20 protein-coding genes are annotated in these 18,593 nt (G+C 30.1%); 11 read left to right on the top strand and 9 right to left on the bottom strand.

The features are described 5' to 3' along the window. Positions 1-202 precede the first annotated feature (202 nt). From ACMC9J_RS01550 to ACMC9J_RS01530, 5 genes are all read left to right on the top strand, one after another. On the top strand, positions 203-3,046 hold the full coding sequence (locus ACMC9J_RS01550) for an FmdE family protein (protein WP_427003442.1): 2,844 nt from the start codon (positions 203-205) through the stop codon (positions 3,044-3,046). 70 nt (positions 3,047-3,116) lie between these two features. Then, entirely contained in the window at positions 3,117-3,602 is a 486-nt protein-coding gene (locus ACMC9J_RS01545; protein ID WP_295870599.1) for a hypothetical protein, read from the top strand. Positions 3,603-3,813: 211 nt separating this feature from the next. Further along, positions 3,814-4,833 (top strand): hydrogenase expression/formation protein HypE, encoded by a 1,020-nt coding sequence (gene hypE / locus ACMC9J_RS01540; RefSeq protein WP_019268160.1) that lies wholly within the window; start codon positions 3,814-3,816, stop codon positions 4,831-4,833. 12 nt (positions 4,834-4,845) lie between these two features. Continuing rightward, positions 4,846-5,250: an RDD family protein gene (locus ACMC9J_RS01535; RefSeq protein ID WP_019268161.1), complete on the top strand. Its 405-nt coding sequence runs from the start codon at positions 4,846-4,848 to the stop codon at positions 5,248-5,250. 33 nt (positions 5,251-5,283) lie between these two features. Next, entirely contained in the window at positions 5,284-5,925 is a 642-nt protein-coding gene (locus ACMC9J_RS01530; RefSeq protein WP_094516188.1) for a hypothetical protein, read from the top strand. Between the two features lie 17 nt (positions 5,926-5,942). On the opposite strand, the gene ACMC9J_RS01525 is transcribed toward ACMC9J_RS01530, so the two are convergent. Both ACMC9J_RS01525 and cas4 read right to left on the bottom strand, forming a co-directional pair. Further along, the gene (locus tag ACMC9J_RS01525) at positions 5,943-6,350 is read right to left on the bottom strand and encodes a thermonuclease family protein (protein ID WP_029143262.1); all 408 of its coding nucleotides are present in this window, start codon (positions 6,348-6,350) and stop codon (positions 5,943-5,945) included. Between the two features lie 119 nt (positions 6,351-6,469). Further along, positions 6,470-7,153, bottom strand: a complete 684-nt coding sequence (cas4, locus tag ACMC9J_RS01520) for a CRISPR-associated protein Cas4 (RefSeq protein WP_427003441.1) — start codon at positions 7,151-7,153, stop codon at positions 6,470-6,472. A 107-nt stretch (positions 7,154-7,260) separates the two neighbouring features. Here cas4 and ACMC9J_RS01515 point away from each other — a divergent pair, with 107 nt between their 5' ends. Next, the gene (locus ACMC9J_RS01515) at positions 7,261-8,595 is read left to right on the top strand and encodes an SPASM domain-containing protein (RefSeq protein ID WP_427003440.1); all 1,335 of its coding nucleotides are present in this window, start codon (positions 7,261-7,263) and stop codon (positions 8,593-8,595) included. 57 nt (positions 8,596-8,652) lie between these two features. Next, positions 8,653-9,942, top strand: coding sequence for a DEAD/DEAH box helicase (locus ACMC9J_RS01510; protein WP_019265332.1), 1,290 nt, complete (start codon positions 8,653-8,655; stop codon positions 9,940-9,942). Here the strand turns inward: ACMC9J_RS01510 and ACMC9J_RS01505 are convergent, their stop codons facing one another. From ACMC9J_RS01505 to ACMC9J_RS01480, 6 genes are read right to left on the bottom strand one after another with little or no spacing between them, the layout of a single operon-like run. Continuing rightward, a complete protein-coding gene (locus ACMC9J_RS01505; protein WP_250416026.1) occupies positions 9,943-10,746 on the bottom strand; it encodes a winged helix-turn-helix transcriptional regulator in 804 nt (267 codons plus the stop codon). A gap of 53 nt (positions 10,747-10,799) precedes the next feature. Continuing rightward, complete coding sequence (locus ACMC9J_RS01500) at positions 10,800-12,221, bottom strand: single-stranded-DNA-specific exonuclease RecJ (protein ID WP_019265334.1); 1,422 nt, start codon at positions 12,219-12,221, stop codon at positions 10,800-10,802. Then, the gene (locus tag ACMC9J_RS01495; RefSeq protein ID WP_019265335.1) at positions 12,218-12,487 is read right to left on the bottom strand and encodes a signal recognition particle subunit SRP19/SEC65 family protein; all 270 of its coding nucleotides are present in this window, start codon (positions 12,485-12,487) and stop codon (positions 12,218-12,220) included. Before ACMC9J_RS01495 ends, ACMC9J_RS01500 begins: the two co-directional genes overlap by 4 nt. 18 nt (positions 12,488-12,505) lie before the next feature. Then, positions 12,506-13,600 carry a UDP-galactopyranose mutase gene (gene glf, locus ACMC9J_RS01490; protein ID WP_019265336.1) on the bottom strand — a complete coding sequence of 365 codons (1,095 nt, stop codon included), beginning with the start codon at positions 13,598-13,600 and terminating at the stop codon, positions 12,506-12,508. A gap of 6 nt (positions 13,601-13,606) precedes the next feature. Continuing rightward, the gene (locus ACMC9J_RS01485) at positions 13,607-14,710 is read right to left on the bottom strand and encodes a glycosyltransferase family 2 protein (RefSeq protein WP_019266986.1); all 1,104 of its coding nucleotides are present in this window, start codon (positions 14,708-14,710) and stop codon (positions 13,607-13,609) included. After that, complete coding sequence (locus ACMC9J_RS01480; protein WP_400243398.1) at positions 14,700-15,473, bottom strand: uroporphyrinogen-III synthase; 774 nt, start codon at positions 15,471-15,473, stop codon at positions 14,700-14,702. The genes ACMC9J_RS01485 and ACMC9J_RS01480 overlap by 11 nt, the downstream gene beginning before the upstream one ends. A 449-nt stretch (positions 15,474-15,922) precedes the next feature. Here ACMC9J_RS01480 and ACMC9J_RS01475 point away from each other — a divergent pair, with 449 nt between their 5' ends. Further along, the gene (locus ACMC9J_RS01475) at positions 15,923-16,072 is read left to right on the top strand and encodes a hypothetical protein (protein WP_004033392.1); all 150 of its coding nucleotides are present in this window, start codon (positions 15,923-15,925) and stop codon (positions 16,070-16,072) included. Between the two features lie 10 nt (positions 16,073-16,082). On the opposite strand, the gene ACMC9J_RS01470 is transcribed toward ACMC9J_RS01475, so the two are convergent. After that, positions 16,083-16,559: a GNAT family N-acetyltransferase gene (locus tag ACMC9J_RS01470; protein WP_279069694.1), complete on the bottom strand. Its 477-nt coding sequence runs from the start codon at positions 16,557-16,559 to the stop codon at positions 16,083-16,085. Positions 16,560-16,754: 195 nt separating this feature from the next. Here ACMC9J_RS01470 and ACMC9J_RS01465 point away from each other — a divergent pair, with 195 nt between their 5' ends. The 3 genes from ACMC9J_RS01465 to ACMC9J_RS01455 all read left to right on the top strand — a co-directional run bounded on the left by ACMC9J_RS01465 (position 16,755) and on the right by ACMC9J_RS01455 (position 18,589). Beyond that, positions 16,755-17,777: a glycosyltransferase family 2 protein gene (locus tag ACMC9J_RS01465; RefSeq protein WP_427003439.1), complete on the top strand. Its 1,023-nt coding sequence runs from the start codon at positions 16,755-16,757 to the stop codon at positions 17,775-17,777. Positions 17,778-17,907: 130 nt separating this feature from the next. After that, positions 17,908-18,231: a hypothetical protein gene (locus tag ACMC9J_RS01460; protein ID WP_019265341.1), complete on the top strand. Its 324-nt coding sequence runs from the start codon at positions 17,908-17,910 to the stop codon at positions 18,229-18,231. After that, entirely contained in the window at positions 18,212-18,589 is a 378-nt protein-coding gene (locus ACMC9J_RS01455; RefSeq protein WP_019262841.1) for a DUF2283 domain-containing protein, read from the top strand. The genes ACMC9J_RS01460 and ACMC9J_RS01455 overlap by 20 nt, the downstream gene beginning before the upstream one ends. The last annotated feature ends 4 nt before the right edge of the window (positions 18,590-18,593 follow it).

Below are 18,593 nucleotides of genomic sequence, written 5' to 3'. Positions count from 1 at the left end.
TTTGAGGTTAAATAAGTTAATATGGATGTTAAGGTATTTTACGCAGGTAGTTTTAAATTTCTTTTTAGAAAAGTAATACTTTTTTTAGTTTTTTTTCATAATTCGTAATAATAATATTTATATATGTATTACTTTTCATATTAGATTGTATTCATTTGTTCATGGATACGGATTTAATTAATTAAAAAGGAGGTTTGATTTAATGGTTGTTAAAAATAACGGGAAGCGATTCGTGTTTATATTATTGGTCGTGACATTAATTGCTTTAATGATGGGCAATGTTTGTGCAGAAGATGTTAATGGTACAAATGTTGATACATTAACACCAACTAAATCAATTAATGTAGAGGTTAATTACGAATACGCAAACGATAATAATAATGTAATTCCTGATTTTTATATTTATTCAGGTGAAGACAAAATAGAATACAACAATGAGTTGGTTAGCTCAAACAGATTTGTTCTTACATTTAAGGATAATTCTTCTAATGGGTATAATATAACGGCTTTGACTGCAGGATATATCTCTCAAAGTCAGATTATCAGTGATTCCATTACTTTTAATTTAAAAGCTAGTGATGCATATAAACTTGGTCGTGATGTAACTGCTGATGCAGACCGGTTATTGGACTTTAAAACTGCTGATGATATTCTTGTTGTAACAACAGCAGGAGTTACCAAGTTAAATGGTAAATCAACTGAAGATGCTCTTGAAGCTATTTTAAACTACGGAACTAAAATTAAATATTCAAATGTTTTAATGTTGCGTGACACTGCTGTTAATCCAATTGATTTTGCTTTTATTGTTAAAAGAGGAAATGAATTAAAAGCAGTAATTTATGAAAACGGTTCAAGATCTTATTCTTACTTAGGTACAATTTCTGAAAATATGACCAGAGAACAATGGAATAATTATTTCAAGTCTATTCATGGTCAAAATGCTTGGTCATTTGCAAGTTTAGCTAATGGATGGGTTGCAGGTGTTTCTAGAGAAGTACTTCAAGAAGCAGCATTTCATGGACATATCTGTGAAGGTACACTTGGTGGTTACAGTATTGTCAAAGCTTTAATAAAATATTATCCTCCAGTTCAAGAAACTTTAACTGGTGGAGGATCTCCAGCTGATGTTACTTCCTACAAAATATTAGGAGTTCCTGGAGGCTCTGATGATGATGCAGTACTATTTTTCTTAGATGCTACAATTGGTAAAACTTCATATGTTGGAATTGACACCACTGCAACTGGCGCTACTGAAAACATGATTGGTTTTATTAGATGGGATGCAAAATCATTATCTGGTGATTTAATTATAATGAGTTTTGATTCTAAGAAGATAAAAGCTGATTTTAAAGCCGAAACTGGTATTAATGCTGATGCTGGAAGCTTAGAAGAATTAAAATATTGTACTTGGTGGATTAATAAAATTAATAAAAATCCTGAAGAATTAGCAACATTTTTATATGAATTTACTAATTTAACTGAAGAACAATACTATTATTTGATGGGAACTGCAAAAAGTGTTGTTCATGGTAATGTATCTATTGATCCTATTGATTCTCATGGATTAGATATGAATTATATTTTATCATTAAATTTACCTAAAGCAACAAGAACTGTTTCTTCTAATGGGTCTGCTTCATTATCTGATAAAGAAATGAAAAATATTGCTTATGAAGCATTCAATAAAGCTAATGCTATTTTTAAAAAGGAATTAAATATTAATTTAGGTAAAGATAATGTGGATTTAGGTATATTTACTTCTGCAGGTTATGTTTATTTAAATGGTAAAGAAACTGTTGTAATACGTGATGGACTTCATGAAATTGCTGGTGCAACTCTATACAGTAAAAACTTGTTACAATATCACCAGGCATTATGGAAACCATTATGGTTTACATTTATATTGCGTAATCCTAATTCTGATGTTTTATACTCAGTTTATTTAAGGTATAATCCTGATGGAACATGGTTTGTCGGTGAATTAAATGGAAGTAATGTTGTTGATATTGGGATTGAAACTTTAAACAATTCTGTAAAAGTAAAAGCAATTCAAAAAACTTTCATGCCTGATAAAAATTGGAATAATATTCAATCTATTGCAAATGCATGGAAATCAAATCCTAATTTTGATCAAATAATGGCTTTTTTATACCATAATCATGTTTGTCCTGGTGTACAGCCTGGATTTTTCATAACTGATTATATTCAACAGAATCATCCGTTAGGTGAAAATGAATCATATAATTACATTGCATCTAGTACTTATTGTAAAGATGATAGTTTGACTTATTTGTTAGGTGTATCTCCGGGTATGGGAACTTATTTTGTTCAAAAATTACCTGATTCTGATGTAACTTCTACATATGTAGATGGGGCTACTGATGAGGGTGCTTTAGTTATTTGGGATAATAACTTAAATATTGGTCGTGTTGTTATTGTTTCATTTAAATGGCCTACAATAGATACTAGTATGTATGCTACTTCTGAAGCAAAACGCGCTGCTCAAATTCAAGCATTCATTGATTTATACAAGGGAATAAATAATCCAAATGTTTTAGAAAAATTTGTTGTTAAAACCAGTGAAGAAAAATGGATTACTGCTGAGCAATTTAATTTATTAAAGTCAGGATCTGGTGAATTAAACACTATGTCTTATATTAAGAGTCTTGACGGTTCAGTAACTAAAGAAGATTTGTTAAAACAGTTAGAAAAGAATAACAATTCAAACACTAATACTAATGCTAACAATAATACTAACTCTAATTCCAACTCTAATGTTAATGAAATATCTCATTCATCAGCAAGCAGTGCAGGTGTTTATAATAATCGTAACATGCCGCAAAGTAGTAATTCTAATGTTGGCGATTCAAATAATGCATTAGATCCAAGCAGTGCTGATTTAGGTTCTGATAATGGTAAATCTTATGAAGTTTCTAAAAAATCTCCAGCTAAATCCATTAATCCAGATTATATGCCATATGTAGTAATTGTCATATTAATTGTCGGAATATTAGTTGGTGTAGGTTATATGAAACATAGAAAATAGGAATTTTTGTATTTATGGATTGCATATTAATTTTTTAGTATGCAATTCTTTTAATATTTTTTTGATTTAAATGAATTTTAAAAATATATTATTGTTAATCTCAATAATTTCTCTAATATTTGTTTGTGTAGGTGGAGTAGCTGCACATCCTGGACACGGACATGAATATATTGAAGAGGTTTCTTCATCTTCAGATTCTCCACAGTCAGCTCCTTCACATTCCGGTTCATATCAACAGTCACATTCTTCAGGTGGTTCTTTCGCTTCTCACACTTACCAATCTGAAAGTTCTCAGGGAGTGGCTGAAAAAACACATAGTTCTACTGGCGGAAAATCTGCCGGATCCAGTGTTGATTCACAAAATGAGGTGTCTGATTCTGGAGATATGAATGTTGATGAGGTTAATAATTCAAATACAACAGATAACAGTACTGCAGAGGAGGTAGTTGAAGAAACTAATCCTTTATTTAGCACATCTAATATTCTTATTTACATAGTGGTTTTTTTAACAGGTTTATTTGGTTCAATATGTTTAATGAAATTATTTTCTAAATGAATTTTATTAAATGAAGTTATAAAACATAAAACACCTTTTTAAAAATCATTTTTTTATTTCTTTTTTTATAGGTTTATTAAAATAGGTGAAATCCAATATTTTAATTCAACTATAATATTTCAAAAATATATTTCTGATATAACAACTATAATTAAATAGTTGATATTACAGACAATATAACTATAACTTTAATTATTTTTTAGGAGATAAAATGTCAGAAGATAAAATTAGTATGAATCATGGTGCTGGTGGAGAGGTAATGGCTAATTTAATCTCCAGTGCTGTTTTGGATAATATCACTAAAAAAAGTGTTAATGGTGGTATTAGCTTAGACGCTTTAGATGATGGTGCAACTATTCCAATAGGTGACTATGAGATTGTTGTAACTACTGATGGCCATACTATCGACCCGCTATTCTTCCCTGGTGGAGATATTGGTAGGATTTCCGCAGCAGGAACTATTAATGATGTTTCTGTTATGGGTGCTAAACCGCTAGCTATTTCTAATGCGATTATTATGCAAGAGGGTTTCCCTATTGCTGATTTGGACAGGATAATGAAATCCTTAAATGAAACTTGTGAAGAAGTTGATGTTGCTGTTATTACTGGTGATACCAAGGTAATGGAGCAAGGTAAGATTGACGGTATTGTAATGGTAACAACAGGTATTGGAATAGCTAAAAAAGGAGAGATTGTTCGTGATTCTACTTTGGAAGTTGGTGATAAAATAATTGTCACAGGTTCTTTGGGAGATCATGGAATGAGTCTCATGTCTTTTAGGGAAGGTTTCGGTTTTGAAACTGATTTGAAATCTGATACTGCTCCGATGTGGAATGTTGTTAAAAAAGCACTTGATGTAGGTGGAGTTACTGCTATGAAAGACCCTACCCGTGGCGGCTTTGCAAATGCAATTAATGAAATGGCTTCAAAATCTGGAAAAGGTGTTTTACTTCATCAGGAAGCAATTCCAATTAAAAAAGAAGTTCATGCAGTTTCTGAAATGTTAGGTATTGATCCCTTTGAAGTGGCTAATGAGGGGAAAGTCGTTATGGGTGTTAAAGCTGATAAGGCTGAGGAAGTTCTTGAAGCAATTAAAACTGAAGAATATGGAAAAGATGCAGCTATTATTGGTGAAGTTATTGAAGGAGATTATGTTGTTGTTGAAACTCCAATTGGTGGGGAAAGAATACTTGAAGCTCCAATAGCCGATCCTGTTCCAAGAGTATGTTAATTAGGTGATATTATGGCAAGTTTATTTACAAGAAGGATTGCAGCTTATCTTGCTGATTTTTTTGTAGTTTCAGCATTTATGTGGATTGTATCATTTGTTTTGTATATGTTAGCAAATCCTTATAGTATAAATTCACTTTATTCTTATTTCCCGTATGTAGTGCCTGTTTTAATAATGGTTTATTTTGTTGTATGTGAAAAGTATAAGGGAGCTACTGTTGGTAAAGCTTTATTATATTTACAGGTTAGATCCAACAACGGAGAATATGTTTCATGGCCGCAAGCTATTGTCCGTAATTTAACTAAAATATATTGGTTCCCAATAATATTTGATTGGGCAATTGGTAAAATATTAGGTAAAAATGATAGAATTTTAAATTCAATTACTAAAACAAGGGTTTTTGATGAATTAAGATAAAAATTTTTTATTTTTCTTTTTTTGGTGTTATTTATGATTAATCGGGTGCAGGTTTTATGGTATTTAAATAAAGATGATTTGGAAAATTATTGCTTGGACTTTAAACCTTATAAATCTCATAAACTTGATGGGTATGAAATTTGTGAGGTAGATGAGGATTTGATTTTTGATTTGTGTGATCGAGATCCTGATAAATTACAACCTATTGATTATTTTAAAAATAAAACTGAAATTAAGAATTATTTAACTGATTATATTACAAATGAAGAATATGAATTAGCTGTCGATTCTCCCGAACTTAAAGATAAAATCAATAAAGCTATTGAAACTATTGATTTTTCAGATGAAGGTTATTATATCAGTGTGGGTTCTGGTGAAATAGGAGATAGTGAAAATAAAATTGTTCATTGGTATGAAGCTCTTAAAAAAGAGTATAACAGTTCTTCAAAGGATAATATATGGGTTTTAATGGTTACTGGTTATGATCCTTATGATTTAAAACCAAGCGGTAAAGTTTTAACTTATGTACTGGCTGATATTTTAAATTTACATGAATCTTATTTTGATGACATTATTCCAAATAAGGGTCTTTTGGAAATTTCAGAGTGGAATGATATTTTAGATGAAGTATATAAGAAAAATAAATTGTATTTAGGTCTTCATAGAACTGTTTAAAAAATAAAAATGAGAAATTATACACTGCCTTTAGCAAATTCGCTTGGAGGTATGTACATAATTTCCGCCAGATTTTCGTTTAATAGTTCTCTGTTTATGTCTAAATCTTCAGTATAAACAATAGCTAATGTTCTGTTGTATTTATCGTAGTGTTTTTTATCATCAATGTCTAAATAAACTGTTTTTCCAAGGCATTTTTCTTTAACATAGTCTTTTGCTTCGTGATAGCCCGGTTCTCCTCGTTCGGGAGTGTTTACCTGCACAAATCTGATTTTTCCAATACCTTCTACCCAGATTGTATCTCCGTCTACGACTTTGTAACATTTTCCACTAGCTTCATAGTGTACATTTCGCACTTCATGAGTTTTGGAATCCTCAATATTAAGTGTTCCCTGTGAAGGTGCAGCTGCTACTTCATTATCCATGAAATGCATAGCAGTTGAAACTGCAAATACTCCAACAAATAATATAAGTAATATTAAGGAGAGGTTTCTAGCTTTCATTGTTTTTTATATGGTATTTTAACTTAAATAAATATTGTGTTTTAATCGTGTATACAGTAACTTTGGAATCTGCAGCTTTTACATTTGTTCGGATTTTTTGTTTTTATAAATGGTTTTTCTCCTTCAAATAAACCATTCATCCTATCAATTATGAATTTAATTGATTTTTGTGCATCTTCATCAAATTCTTCACTCCAGAATATGTTGTCAGTTCCTCTTTGTCTTAAGGCACCTACAATTTTTCTTTTGTCATTAATCATATTTTTAAATGCAAGACAATATGCTCTGACCTGATTTATTGTTGATCCATATGCTCTGTTTCCTGGTTTGTCATCAATTATCACAAATTCCTCAGGAGTCATCCATATTTCATCTATAAATCCTCTGATTCCATATTCTGGTGAAATTACAAACATTTCTCTTGTTACTGTTTTTTCAGTTTTTGAAAATTCAAGTACTTCCTCAAAGGTTGCAGGTGTTGCACTTTCCTGGAACTTCTTTTCTAACTGGTTGTGTACATTGGTTCCTGTAGTCATAGCCTGTGTTTCACCTACTTTTACTCCCTGGAAGTACTGCAGATATAGCTGATACTCACAATATCCCTGTTGATTTAACCAGCTAATAGGGAAATTGTTTTTACCTTCGATAATTTGGACACCTTTAATATTTGGATGGTATTTAATGTCCAAATCTTTGTTTAAATCAGTGATAATTTTGTTTTCCATATGTAGTATTTTGTTGTTTTTAAAATATAATTCTTTAGTTAAATTTAAATATTATTGTAACTTAATTTTATCTTAATTAATGAAATTTACATTTTGGAGAGATGAAATTGAGTTTTACCAAAAATAAAGATGTAGACAGCGAAGATATTGCAAATAAAGTACAGACTTTTGAAAATATAGTTGGCAGTTCTCTTGTTCAAAAATTAATCAAATCAGCAACTGTAAAATGCAGAAAGTGTGGAAAAAATCCTTTGGAAGTTGCAATTGACTATTATTTAGGTAAAAGATCAGATATATGTTTAAAATGTAGATTGCTTGTTCCGGTAATTAAAACAGTTGTCGGAAACAGCATCAGTATTTTTGGAATATCAGAAAAGGAATTGATTGATTTAATGCAGGATTCATACTGGACTAAAGGTCTGGTCAGTGTAATAAAAGGTCTTGGAGAAATAGGAATTGAAAAGCCCTTTGTTCCTGCAGCACCTCTTCAGGTTCAATGGGATTTAACAGATGGTGAACTGTCCTTTGAACAGATACATAATGCAATAGAAAAATTAGCTAATTTTGGAGTTGCACATATTACATTTATCGGAAAAACTGATTCATCATTTATTAAACATGCAAATGATGTAGGAATGTATCCCTGCTTAATCAGCAATGGATTTAATCTGGAAAAAATTGATAAATATGTTGATGCAGGAGTTAAATTTGTAGATATTTCTCTGGAAAGCATTAGTCCTAAAAAGCATAATGAAAAATTTGGAATTGATAATTTATGGGAAAATGCAGTTGAATCCATTAAAAAATATAGTGAAAATGATGTTTATGTGGAAGTTTCAACAGAAGTAACTCAGGATAATCTTTTGGAAATTCCTCAAATAATCGAGTTTTTAAAGCAGTTGGGAGTTGGATGGTATAAACTGGATATTGTCAATGGAGATTTAAATGATAATCAGAGACTGGAACTGTTTAAGCTAATTTATATGGAAAATATCAATGAAGACATGCAGATATTAACTAATGATCCTCAATTGGGTGATATTACCTCAACAATTCAGTGTAATGGCATGAACATGATTCCAACACATTTCTTTAATTTGAATTATGACAAGGAAGCTATGAAAGAGCTGGGAAATTATATTGGCAGCTGCGGAGCTGGAAGATTTTACATGGCAATAGATGGAAATGGAGATATTTACCCCTGTGATTATTTCAGGAATTTAAAAATAGCTAATATTCGTGATGATTTAGACAGTATGTGGCTAAATAATGATGTTTTATTAAATCTTAGAAATAGAAGCCTTTTAAAAGGAAAGTGCGGATGCTGTGAATCCAAATATATTTGTGGTGGATGTCGTAAAAGAGCATTTATGGAAAATAATGATTATTTGTCTGAAGATAATCATTGTTTAAAGGACATTAAGGAAAATCTTTTAAATTAGGCAATTTTTATTTTATCAATATATTATAAATAGTTAGTTTAACAAATACTAACTTTAATGAGTGATATAACATTTGATGATTTTGAAATTTTAGCAGAAATTAAAAAATCAATAAAAGAAATGGGTTTTGAAGAGCCAAGCCCAATACAAGAATTAACTATTCCTGAAGCTCTTAAAGGAATTGATATAATAGGACAAGCACAGACAGGTACTGGAAAAACCTTAGCATTTACTGTTCCTTTACTTCAAAAGATTTTTATTCCTGATAATTCTCCACAAGCTATTGTTTTATGCCCTACAAGGGAATTATGTATTCAGGTAGCTGGTGAAATCGGTAAAATAGGTTCCCATATGAAAAAACTTAAAATTTTACCGGTTTATGGTGGTCAGCCTATTGGGAGGCAGATTAGAGTATTAAATAAAGGTGTTCATGTAGTTATTGGAACTCCTGGTCGTGTTTTAGATCATATTGAACGTAAAACTTTAGACTTAAAAGGAATTTCAACTGTAGTATTGGATGAAGCAGATGAAATGTTGGATATGGGTTTCAGAGAGGATATTGAAAAAATATTAAGACACACTCCAAAGCAAAGGCAAACATTACTTTTTTCAGCTACAATGCCTAAGGAAATTAAAAGAATTACTAAATTTTATCAAAAAAAGCCTAAGCATTTAAAAGTAGCTCAAAGTCAGATGACTGTTCCTGAAATAACTCAATACTATTTTGAAACAAAAGAAAGAGATAAACTTGAAAATTTAACTCGTTTAATTGATGTTTATGATATTAATTTAGGCTTGGTATTTTGTAACACTAAAAAAAGGGTTGATTGGGTTGCTAAAAACTTAAGAAACAGAGGCTATGCTGCTGAAGGAATTCATGGAGACATGAATCAGAAATCCCGTGATAAAGTCATGAATAAATTCCGTAATGGAAATATTGAAATCTTAATAGCTACTGATGTTGCTGCACGTGGAATCGATGTACCTAATGTTGAAGTGGTTGTTAACTATGACGTTCCTCAAAATCCCGAATACTATGTTCATAGAATTGGAAGAACTGGTAGAGCAGGTAATATGGGATATGCATTTACCTTTGTTGCAGGTAAAGAAATCTATAGTTTAAGAACTATTAAAAAAGTAACCAAATCTAAAATCAAACAAAGAAAAATTCCATCATATAAAGAAATGGAAAATATTAAAAATACTCAGCTAATGAATAGCGTTAAAAACTCCATTGAAAAAGATAATTTGGAAAAATATGTAAAATTAGTTGAAGGTGCTATGGAAGAAGATTTTGATTCTGTAGACATAGCTGCCGCATTATTAAAAATGGTTAAGGAAAATTAATTATTTTCCACCATCAATAATGTCGAATTTTATTTTTTGTTCTTCAAGTTCACGGGTAAAAGATTTAGTCATATCTCCGACACATAATGCCAAAACATTTAATCCTTTACGAGCTGCATTTGCTGTAGCCTGAGGAGCAGCATATTCAATAGTAACTGGGAGATCTAACATATTAGCTACTGCTCTGGAAACAGTTCCTGCAATAGCTACTCTATCTATTTTTCTGCCGTTAGTTGTTCCCTGTTCATAGACACTTTTAATTAATTCCAGGTTAGCTTTATTAGATCCCCCTTCTTTAATAGTAGGTAGGTTAATAACAACAGCTTCTCCTATGGTCATGTCGATTAAACCGGTAAGATTACTTAATGCTACATCACAGCCTTTTGCAGCATCTCCTAAAACAACACCAGTCGCATCTTCTTCTTTTTTATGAGCATATAAAACACCAGAGTCCATATAAAGACCAACAATTTCATCTTTTTTAAGATCTTCTTTTGCAATAGCTGGCCAGACAGTTTTATAATGATTCATTGTTTCCAAAACAGAATCAGAGTATTTTCTAAGAGAAATAGCATCTCTTTTAACTTTGTCAATACCTTTTTGGGTAATTTTATATGGTGATCTGCCATCTTTAGATGTTATATACTCTTGTTCAATAAGTGTCTTAATATTTTCTGAAACAGCCTGAATGGTGATACCTAAAGTTTTTGCCAAATCTTTTTGTTTAAGATGAGGGTTTTGCTTTGAGATTTCACTTAAAATTTGAAAATGTGTTAAGGCACCTCTTTTTTTAAATGCTTTCATTTTTTCATTCCTCAATTTTTTCAATGATAATTAATTTTGATTTAATGTTATATTTAATTTGCTATTTTTCCTTGTAACTTTTTATTAAATTTATCAAGAAATTCTGATTTTTTTTCATTTGGAATGTAGGCTCCGCAAGCTATTGCATGGCCTCCACCGGTACCTCCAACTTCTTTTGCGATTTCACGCATTATATTACCGAAGTGAATTCCGTCATAAGCTAAAAGTTTGGAGCATCTAAGTGAGACTTTGATTTGGTTATTTTTTGGTTTACTGAATCCTAAAATAGGTTTTTTCCAATTGCAGTAACCTAAAACCATACCAGTTATTGTACCGATGATATTAGAAGCTATATCTTCATCAAAGTCACTGCAGTCAAAATATTGGAAATTATCAAGTTCAATAATTTCCGAATGGTAATTATCTGCAACTTTGCTGATGGAAGTGGCCAAATTATATTTATGTGTTTTGCTGACTTCTTCTAAAGAATCCAGAGCAACAATTCTGTCTCCTTTAAGAATATCTACTCCAATAGCTTCTTCACGGTTTCTGCCACAGGCATTCATAGCTGTTGAAAATTCAGAACCGTCTCTTAGAAAACTTCCTTCCTCTTCATTTAAGAAGGTGTATGCATCTCCGACAATCAGTTTAGGAACATATTTAAGGTATTTTGGAGGAACTCTTTTGGAAATCATTCTGCTTAAAAATTTCTTGATTTCCATTTTGTCCTCTTCAGTTACCTCTGACAATGTTTTTCTGTTGTGTTTTTCATCAACTCCCAATTCTTCCAAAACAACTTTAGCTTCCTGCTGATTGTTGGTTATCGGTAACTTAACATCACTGAAATAAGAGAGTGCAACGTATAACGGTCTGGTACTGCGTCCATAGATGTTTAAATCATTTTTAGTTACTTTCAAAAGACCTTCATTAATTGCATCTTCCTGGATAATTTCATTTAATCCTTCAAAATGTCCTGTTTTATTGTTTTGCATATCTCCAATAGCTGACAGGACACCAATCCAGCTCAAATCCTTAAAGCCAAATGTTTTAGCTAAGAAATAACACAATCCTCCACCGCAAATATAATATGATCCATCAATACCATAAAACATCGGATTAATTTCTAAATAAGTATATGCTTTGTCATTTTTATAGTTGATGTCTCTTAATGGTGGGTGGTGGTCTAAAATCAGTATTTTCTGATTGTCTTTTGCATTTTTGTCAACTCCCTGACCAGATCCTAAATCTGAAAAAATTGTTAATTCATGATCCAGATTCAGGTCTTCTATTTCATCCAAGTTAACAAATTCAATTTCATAATCCTTGTTTAAACGGTCCAATATTATAGATAGAATTGCACCGGAGCAGATTCCGTCACAGTCAGTATGTGTATAAATTTTAATGTTGTTGTTAGATTCGATTAACTGTTTAGCTTCAAGAAACTGCTCCTGCATTTCATTTGGTATTTCCATCATTGTTTTATTTCCTGTAGTTTTAAACTGATTTCTTTTAAAAGCTCTAATTTGGATTTATCACTTTCAACTAAGATACGTCCTGATTTTTCATACCATTTGCTGGGATATGCTCTTTCTTTTTGAGTGCTGTAAGGTAAATTAAGTCTTTTTAGAGCTTTTTCAATATCCTGCAGTTTTGGGTCTTCTACAGCTATTTCTTTTGATACTTTTCTGCCTTCATTTAAAGAGAGGTTTTTATCCAGATACTGTGGCCATACTGTAATCATATTAATTCACCTTCAAATTTAATGATTCTTTTTTATTTGTGTTTCAAATATTTCTAAAGCATTTTTAACAACTAAATCCATATTGTAATATTTGTATTGAGCTAGACGTCCTGCAAATATTACGTTTTCTTCTTTATCCATTTCTTTTTTGTACTGCTGGAATTTGTCAAGGTATTCCTGAGTAGGATACGGATAACATAATTCTCCGTTGAATCCGGGATATTCTTTCATAATTGCAGTTTTGCCTTCAACATCCTGCATGGTTAATTTTTTAAACTCAGTAATACGGGTAAAGTATGGATGATTCGGATAATTGACAACACCAACTTCCTGATAGGAATCTTCGTCTAAAACTTCATATACAAAGTTCAGACATCTGTATAATAATTCCCCGTATTTGTAACTGTAAAAATAATCAATAGGCCCTGTGTAGATTAAAGTATCATACTCAATATCTTTTAAATAATCCTTATAATCAGTATTTAAGACGACTTTGATTTTATCATTGTCAATCATCTTTTCACACATTTTAGTAAAACCTTCTTTCGGCATTCCCTGATATGTGTCTTCAAAGTATCTTGTATCATGATTAAACCTGAAGGGGATTCTTGAAATTACTGACGGATCAAGATTTGCTGCTGAGGTTCCCCACTGTTTTTGAGTGTAGTTTTTAAAAAGCTTATTGTAAATGTCACGACCAGCATTTTTTAAAACAACATCTTCACTTGATTTGATTTCATCAATATCTTCTTTGTGCTCTTCAATCCATTTTTTCATAGATTCTTCATCTAAATCAAGGTCATATAAAGCATTTAAAGTATCTATGCAGATAGGCATAGGTACTAATTTTCCGTCTACATTACTTAAAACATGATGTTCGTAGTCTAACCATTCAGTAAACTCGGACAAGTATTCGTAAACGATTTTTTCATTGGTATGGAAGATATGAGGTCCGTATTTTTGTATTAAAATGCCGTCTTCGTAGAAATCATAAATATTTCCGCCGATATGATTTCTTTTTTCAATAATCAGAACTTCTTCATTAAGCTGGTTAGCTATTCTTTCAGCTATTGTTAAACCGGAAAGACCAGCTCCAACAATTACATATTTCATTAATATTTACTCCTTGTGTATTTTAATTGCAGATTCAATAGCTGTTGTCATGGAAGATAATAACATTTTGGTTTTTAAATCGCTTTTATGAATCCTTTTAAGCTTTTCCACTTTGCTTAACAGTAATCTGTTTTCGTTTTTGGTAAACGGTGAATTTTTCCATGTATGCATCCAGTAAATTAAATGAGGATTAACTGAAATTGTTTGAATCTCTTTGGAAAACCTTTCAGTGCACTGTCTGGCATAAATATATGAGTCCATTAAATCGCTGAGGAATCTGACATTTACATTATTGGTAATTGACTTGTCATCAGGCAAATCACGTACATAATAGTCATAGCACATGAAATTATTCAAATATACAATTCCGTCAGCTTTAAGAAGAGTTTCTAAAGTAAATGCCAAATCGTCCCCGGAAACAAATGGCTGATAACGGATATTTTTATCCATAATAAGTTCCCTTTTAAAGATTTTACTCCAGACAGAAGGAGCCATTTTCAATAAATCAGGCTCTTCTTTAATGCTCTTAACATGGATAACATCAACAGGTTCGTTTCTTTCATATTTTCCCTGAATATTTTTGCCGTATAAAGCATGTTCTAAAATGTGGTCCCAAACATAATCAGGAACATTTAAAGGATTTGCTGTTTCAAATGTTTCATCAGGATAAGCGCTTTCCAAATCATCCAAATAAGGGGAATATGATTTCTGAACAGTTTCACCGTAAGTGTAGATTCTTCTAAATCTGCCAAAAGCCATATCTGCATCATATTTGGTTACGGCATTGTATAATACTTCACAGGCATCTAATGTGTATCTGTCATCAGGATCTAAAAACATGATGTAATCGCCGCTGCATTCTTCAATACCTCTGTTACGGGGACCGTTAGCTGCACCAGTATTTTTTTCCAGGTGAATAGCCTTACAGCAGTCATATTTTTCATCATATTCATCAATAATCTTTCCACTTTCATCAGTAGAACAGTCATCTACCATAATGATTTCTAAATTTTCATTTCCTATTGTTTGGTTGATTAAAGAATCAATTCCTCCTCTTAAATGAGGGCCGACATTAAAAATAGGCAGAATAATACTTATTTTATCTTTCATGTGAATTTCTCCAGGTTTTGAATAATAACTCCATCATATCACGAACAGTGTAAGTATCAGGATATATATAATTAATATTGTACTGGTCTAAAATTTTACCGGTAATGGGACCAATACAGACAGTTAATAAATTATTTGAAAGTAAATCAGCTAATTTTTCTTTGTTTTTAGATATTTTAAAGAAATTGGTAACAGTTAAAGGACTGGTAAAAGTAATTGCATCAATTTCATTATTTTCTATTTTAGCTATCAAATCACTGATTTTATATTCATCCATTGGGAATAATGATTTGTAAGCTTCAGCAAGTATAACTTTATTGTTAAGCTTTTCTAAGCCTTCCGGCAGAACAGGTCTTGCAGAAGCAGTTCTGGGAATTCCAATAGTCTGATTTGTAATATTTCTTTTTTCAAATTCCTCTAAAAGACCTTCTGCTGTAAAATCATCAGGTATTAAATCAACTTTAACGCCCTGTTCACTGGCTATTTTTCCGGTTTTATTTCCAATTACAGCTACTTTACAATCTAAATTTTTTAAAAAATCAGGATAAAAAAGATTTAGTGAAGTAATTGTAGTTGGAGAGGTAAAAACAATCCAATCCAGCAAATCTTTATTAGCTATTAAATTCTTTAAAGATTCACTATTAACCGGTTTTAAATCTAAGGTAGGAGCTAGAATATATTGGCCTCCTAACTCTTCAACAATCTTACAGGCTGCTTTAGATCTGTCAGCAGGCCTTGTAATTGCAACAATGGGTCTTGACATTTAATTTACTCCAAATAATTTAATAATATTATAATTTTTGATTTTATTAGTTAATATTATTTATGTATTATTTGTTGTTAATAATTAAAAATTACAAAATAGTAAAGTGAATTGCTACAAAGTAGTAAAGTAAAATACTACAAAATGGTAAAGTGAATTCCTACAAAATGGTAAAGTAAACTACTAGAAAAAAATTCATAGATTATTCTATTGCTGTAGCAGCATTGGGATTGGCTCCAATATTGTCAATGAATATTTTAAACACTTTGAAAAATTATGCATAATGGATTTGAAAGTTTATTCGAGTGCTGTTGGTGGAATGGTTTCATTTTATTTTTAAACTAATCAAATAATATAAGTATGATTTCAACAAGGTCATGCAAATCAATAGATATTTAAATAATAATCTATATAATATTTATTAAAATTATCAATAAGGAGATTTAATCATGGCAACTAAAGTAGAACCAACTCCAACATTAACTGGTGATGATGCAGATAGATTTATTCAAAAATTAAATATTCCTTCAACTGAAGAGGAAATTAAAGCTTTAAAAAGAGCAAAAAAAACTTTTGAACAAATTGAATTTAAAAGATAATTTTTTTTAATTATTTTTGGCATAAATCACGATACATGGGTAATGTTAGTTTATTCTTGTTTTTAGGGTATTGTAGAACTTCGAATAAATTTTTAGTATAGAAATTTATTGTTTTTTCATGATTGTATGCATCTATTGATATAAATCTGATACCTATATCTTTTCTCAATTCTAAACATAAACCGACAATCCAATCAATAATAATGGATCCAATTCGCATATTTTGGTAATGTTCATGGACTGCTAATCTACCTATTTTGATTGCAGGGTATGTTTTATAATTGATTTCAAGTTTTTTGTTAATTTTAATAGAATCTGCAGATAATGAAAAAAATCCAACAACTGTTTCATCATATAAACATAAATATATTTTAGATAAACTATTTTCTAAGTTTTTAAAAGAATCTTTTAATAAGAATTCATTAAGATCATTATCACCACAATCAAACTGTATTGTTGATAAAATTTGTTTATTTGCTTTTATCATCTTTAATTTACTGCAATTAATTTTATTCATAATTATATTATTAAATTATTAATTTATAATTTTTTTCTTTACAATTAAATCAATATTTCGTAATTACTACAATAATTAGAAGTTTTTATCTATTTTTTTTACTGATTATAATAAAATTAATAAGATACAAAAATTAATAATAAATTATAAAGATGGGGACTGGCTATGTACAAAATATCTATGATTATACCTGTTTATAATGCGGAAAAATACCTGAAAAGAACAATAAATTCAATTATTAATCAGAGTATAGGTTTTGAAAATATTGAACTTATTTTAGCAGATGATAATTCTCAGGATAACTCAAAAAGCATTATAGAAGAATATGTAGCTAAATATGATAATGTAATTGGCATTTACTCTGATAAAAACCACGGATTTCCTGGTTTTGGAAGAAATAAAGGTATTGAAATAGCCAGCGGTCAGTATATCATGTTTTCAGACAATGATGATGAACATGACAAAGATTTATGTTTAAAATTGTATGAGGCTATTGTTTCAGAAGATGCTGACATAGCTTCCTGTGATAAAGTTAAAAGAGATAATATTAAGGATATTCCAGTATCTGAAAAGTATGTTGGCGGAAAATTAAGTTCCAAGGGGGATATTGTAATTTCAGATGGTGATTTAGCTTATTTTGAAGATATAACTATCTGGAATAAGATTTTTAAAAAAGAAATCATTGCAGATAATAATATAAGATTTGTAGAAAATATGCTTGCTGAAGACTTGCTTTTTTGTCTGGAAGTCTTTTTCAACTCATCTAAATTAGTTTATTTGGAAAAATATTACGGATACTTTTGGGATATGCATGAAGAGTCATTATCTCATGAATGCAGTCCGAAGCATGTGGAAAACTTACTTAATTCAGTTCCTGAAATGTTTAAAATTTTAGATAAATATAATAAAAAAGATTTAGCTAGTTTTTATTTTAAATTCTACTTACGTAATTTGCTCAGATTTTTCATTGATGTTAATACAACTGGAAGTAATTTGAAATCAATGATTAAAAAGTTGTATAACTATGAAAAAGAAGCTGGATTTGGATGTAAGGCTAATGAAGGATGGGCAAATATAATTAACTTTTTTATAGTTCACAGATTCTTTAATTTAGCTATTTTAATTATTAAGATTATGAAAGCTTCAAAGGAATCTGCTTTTTTAAGAAAGATTTTCAGGTCTGTTTAATTGTTCATGTTGGATATTGTGCTAAATAAGGAATATTGTTTTTATTTTGAATAATTGGAGTGATATGTAACATTAATTTTTTATATTAACATTTTTAATATATTTATTGTTCATTATAAGGAGGTAATAAATGATAAATTTTAATATTGAAGATGTTCAAAATATTTTAAGAAAGTGTAATGTTAATGATTTGGTGGTTCATCCACATATTTTAGATAATTGGTTTGAACGAGATTATAATTTAAATTATGTTGCAAATTGTTTAGTTAATGAAGTGCCTTTAAGTATTTCAAAAACTTGTGAAAATCGTTTTAAACTTATTTATCCACATGAAAAAAATAAAAATGATGATTTATATATTATTATTGTAATTGATGACTTTGATAATGTAGAAGTTTTAACAGTATATTCATTTAATAAAAGGAGGCGTGAGCGTGATATTGAACGAAAATAGTACTGTATTAAAGTATATGTATGATTATTCTTCAGATGTTTTAGGAGTTAAAGTCAAAAATGATTTTATTTATCATGAAACCGTTGAACTGGAAGATGGTGTATTATTGGATTTTGATAAAAATGATGTGCCAGTTTCTTTAGAAATTATGGATGCTTCTAAAAGATTCAACATTCCAAAATCTTCATTAAATGATTTAAAATTTTTTAATATGACTGTTGTTGTTGATAATAAATTTATTACAATTAATGTTGTTATTGGTGTTTTAATTCATAATAATGAAAATAAACAGATTTTAGAATCATTTACTGTTAATAAATATGGAATTCCAAATATAACTGCTGATTTAACTATTTAAACTA

The sequence above is a fragment of the Methanobrevibacter intestini genome, from assembly GCF_047402955.1.
In the GTDB taxonomy this organism is placed as follows: domain Archaea; phylum Methanobacteriota; class Methanobacteria; order Methanobacteriales; family Methanobacteriaceae; genus Methanocatella; species Methanocatella intestini.
Note: the sequence above shows the minus strand (reverse complement) of the source record. Positions and strands in the feature narration are given on the sequence as shown.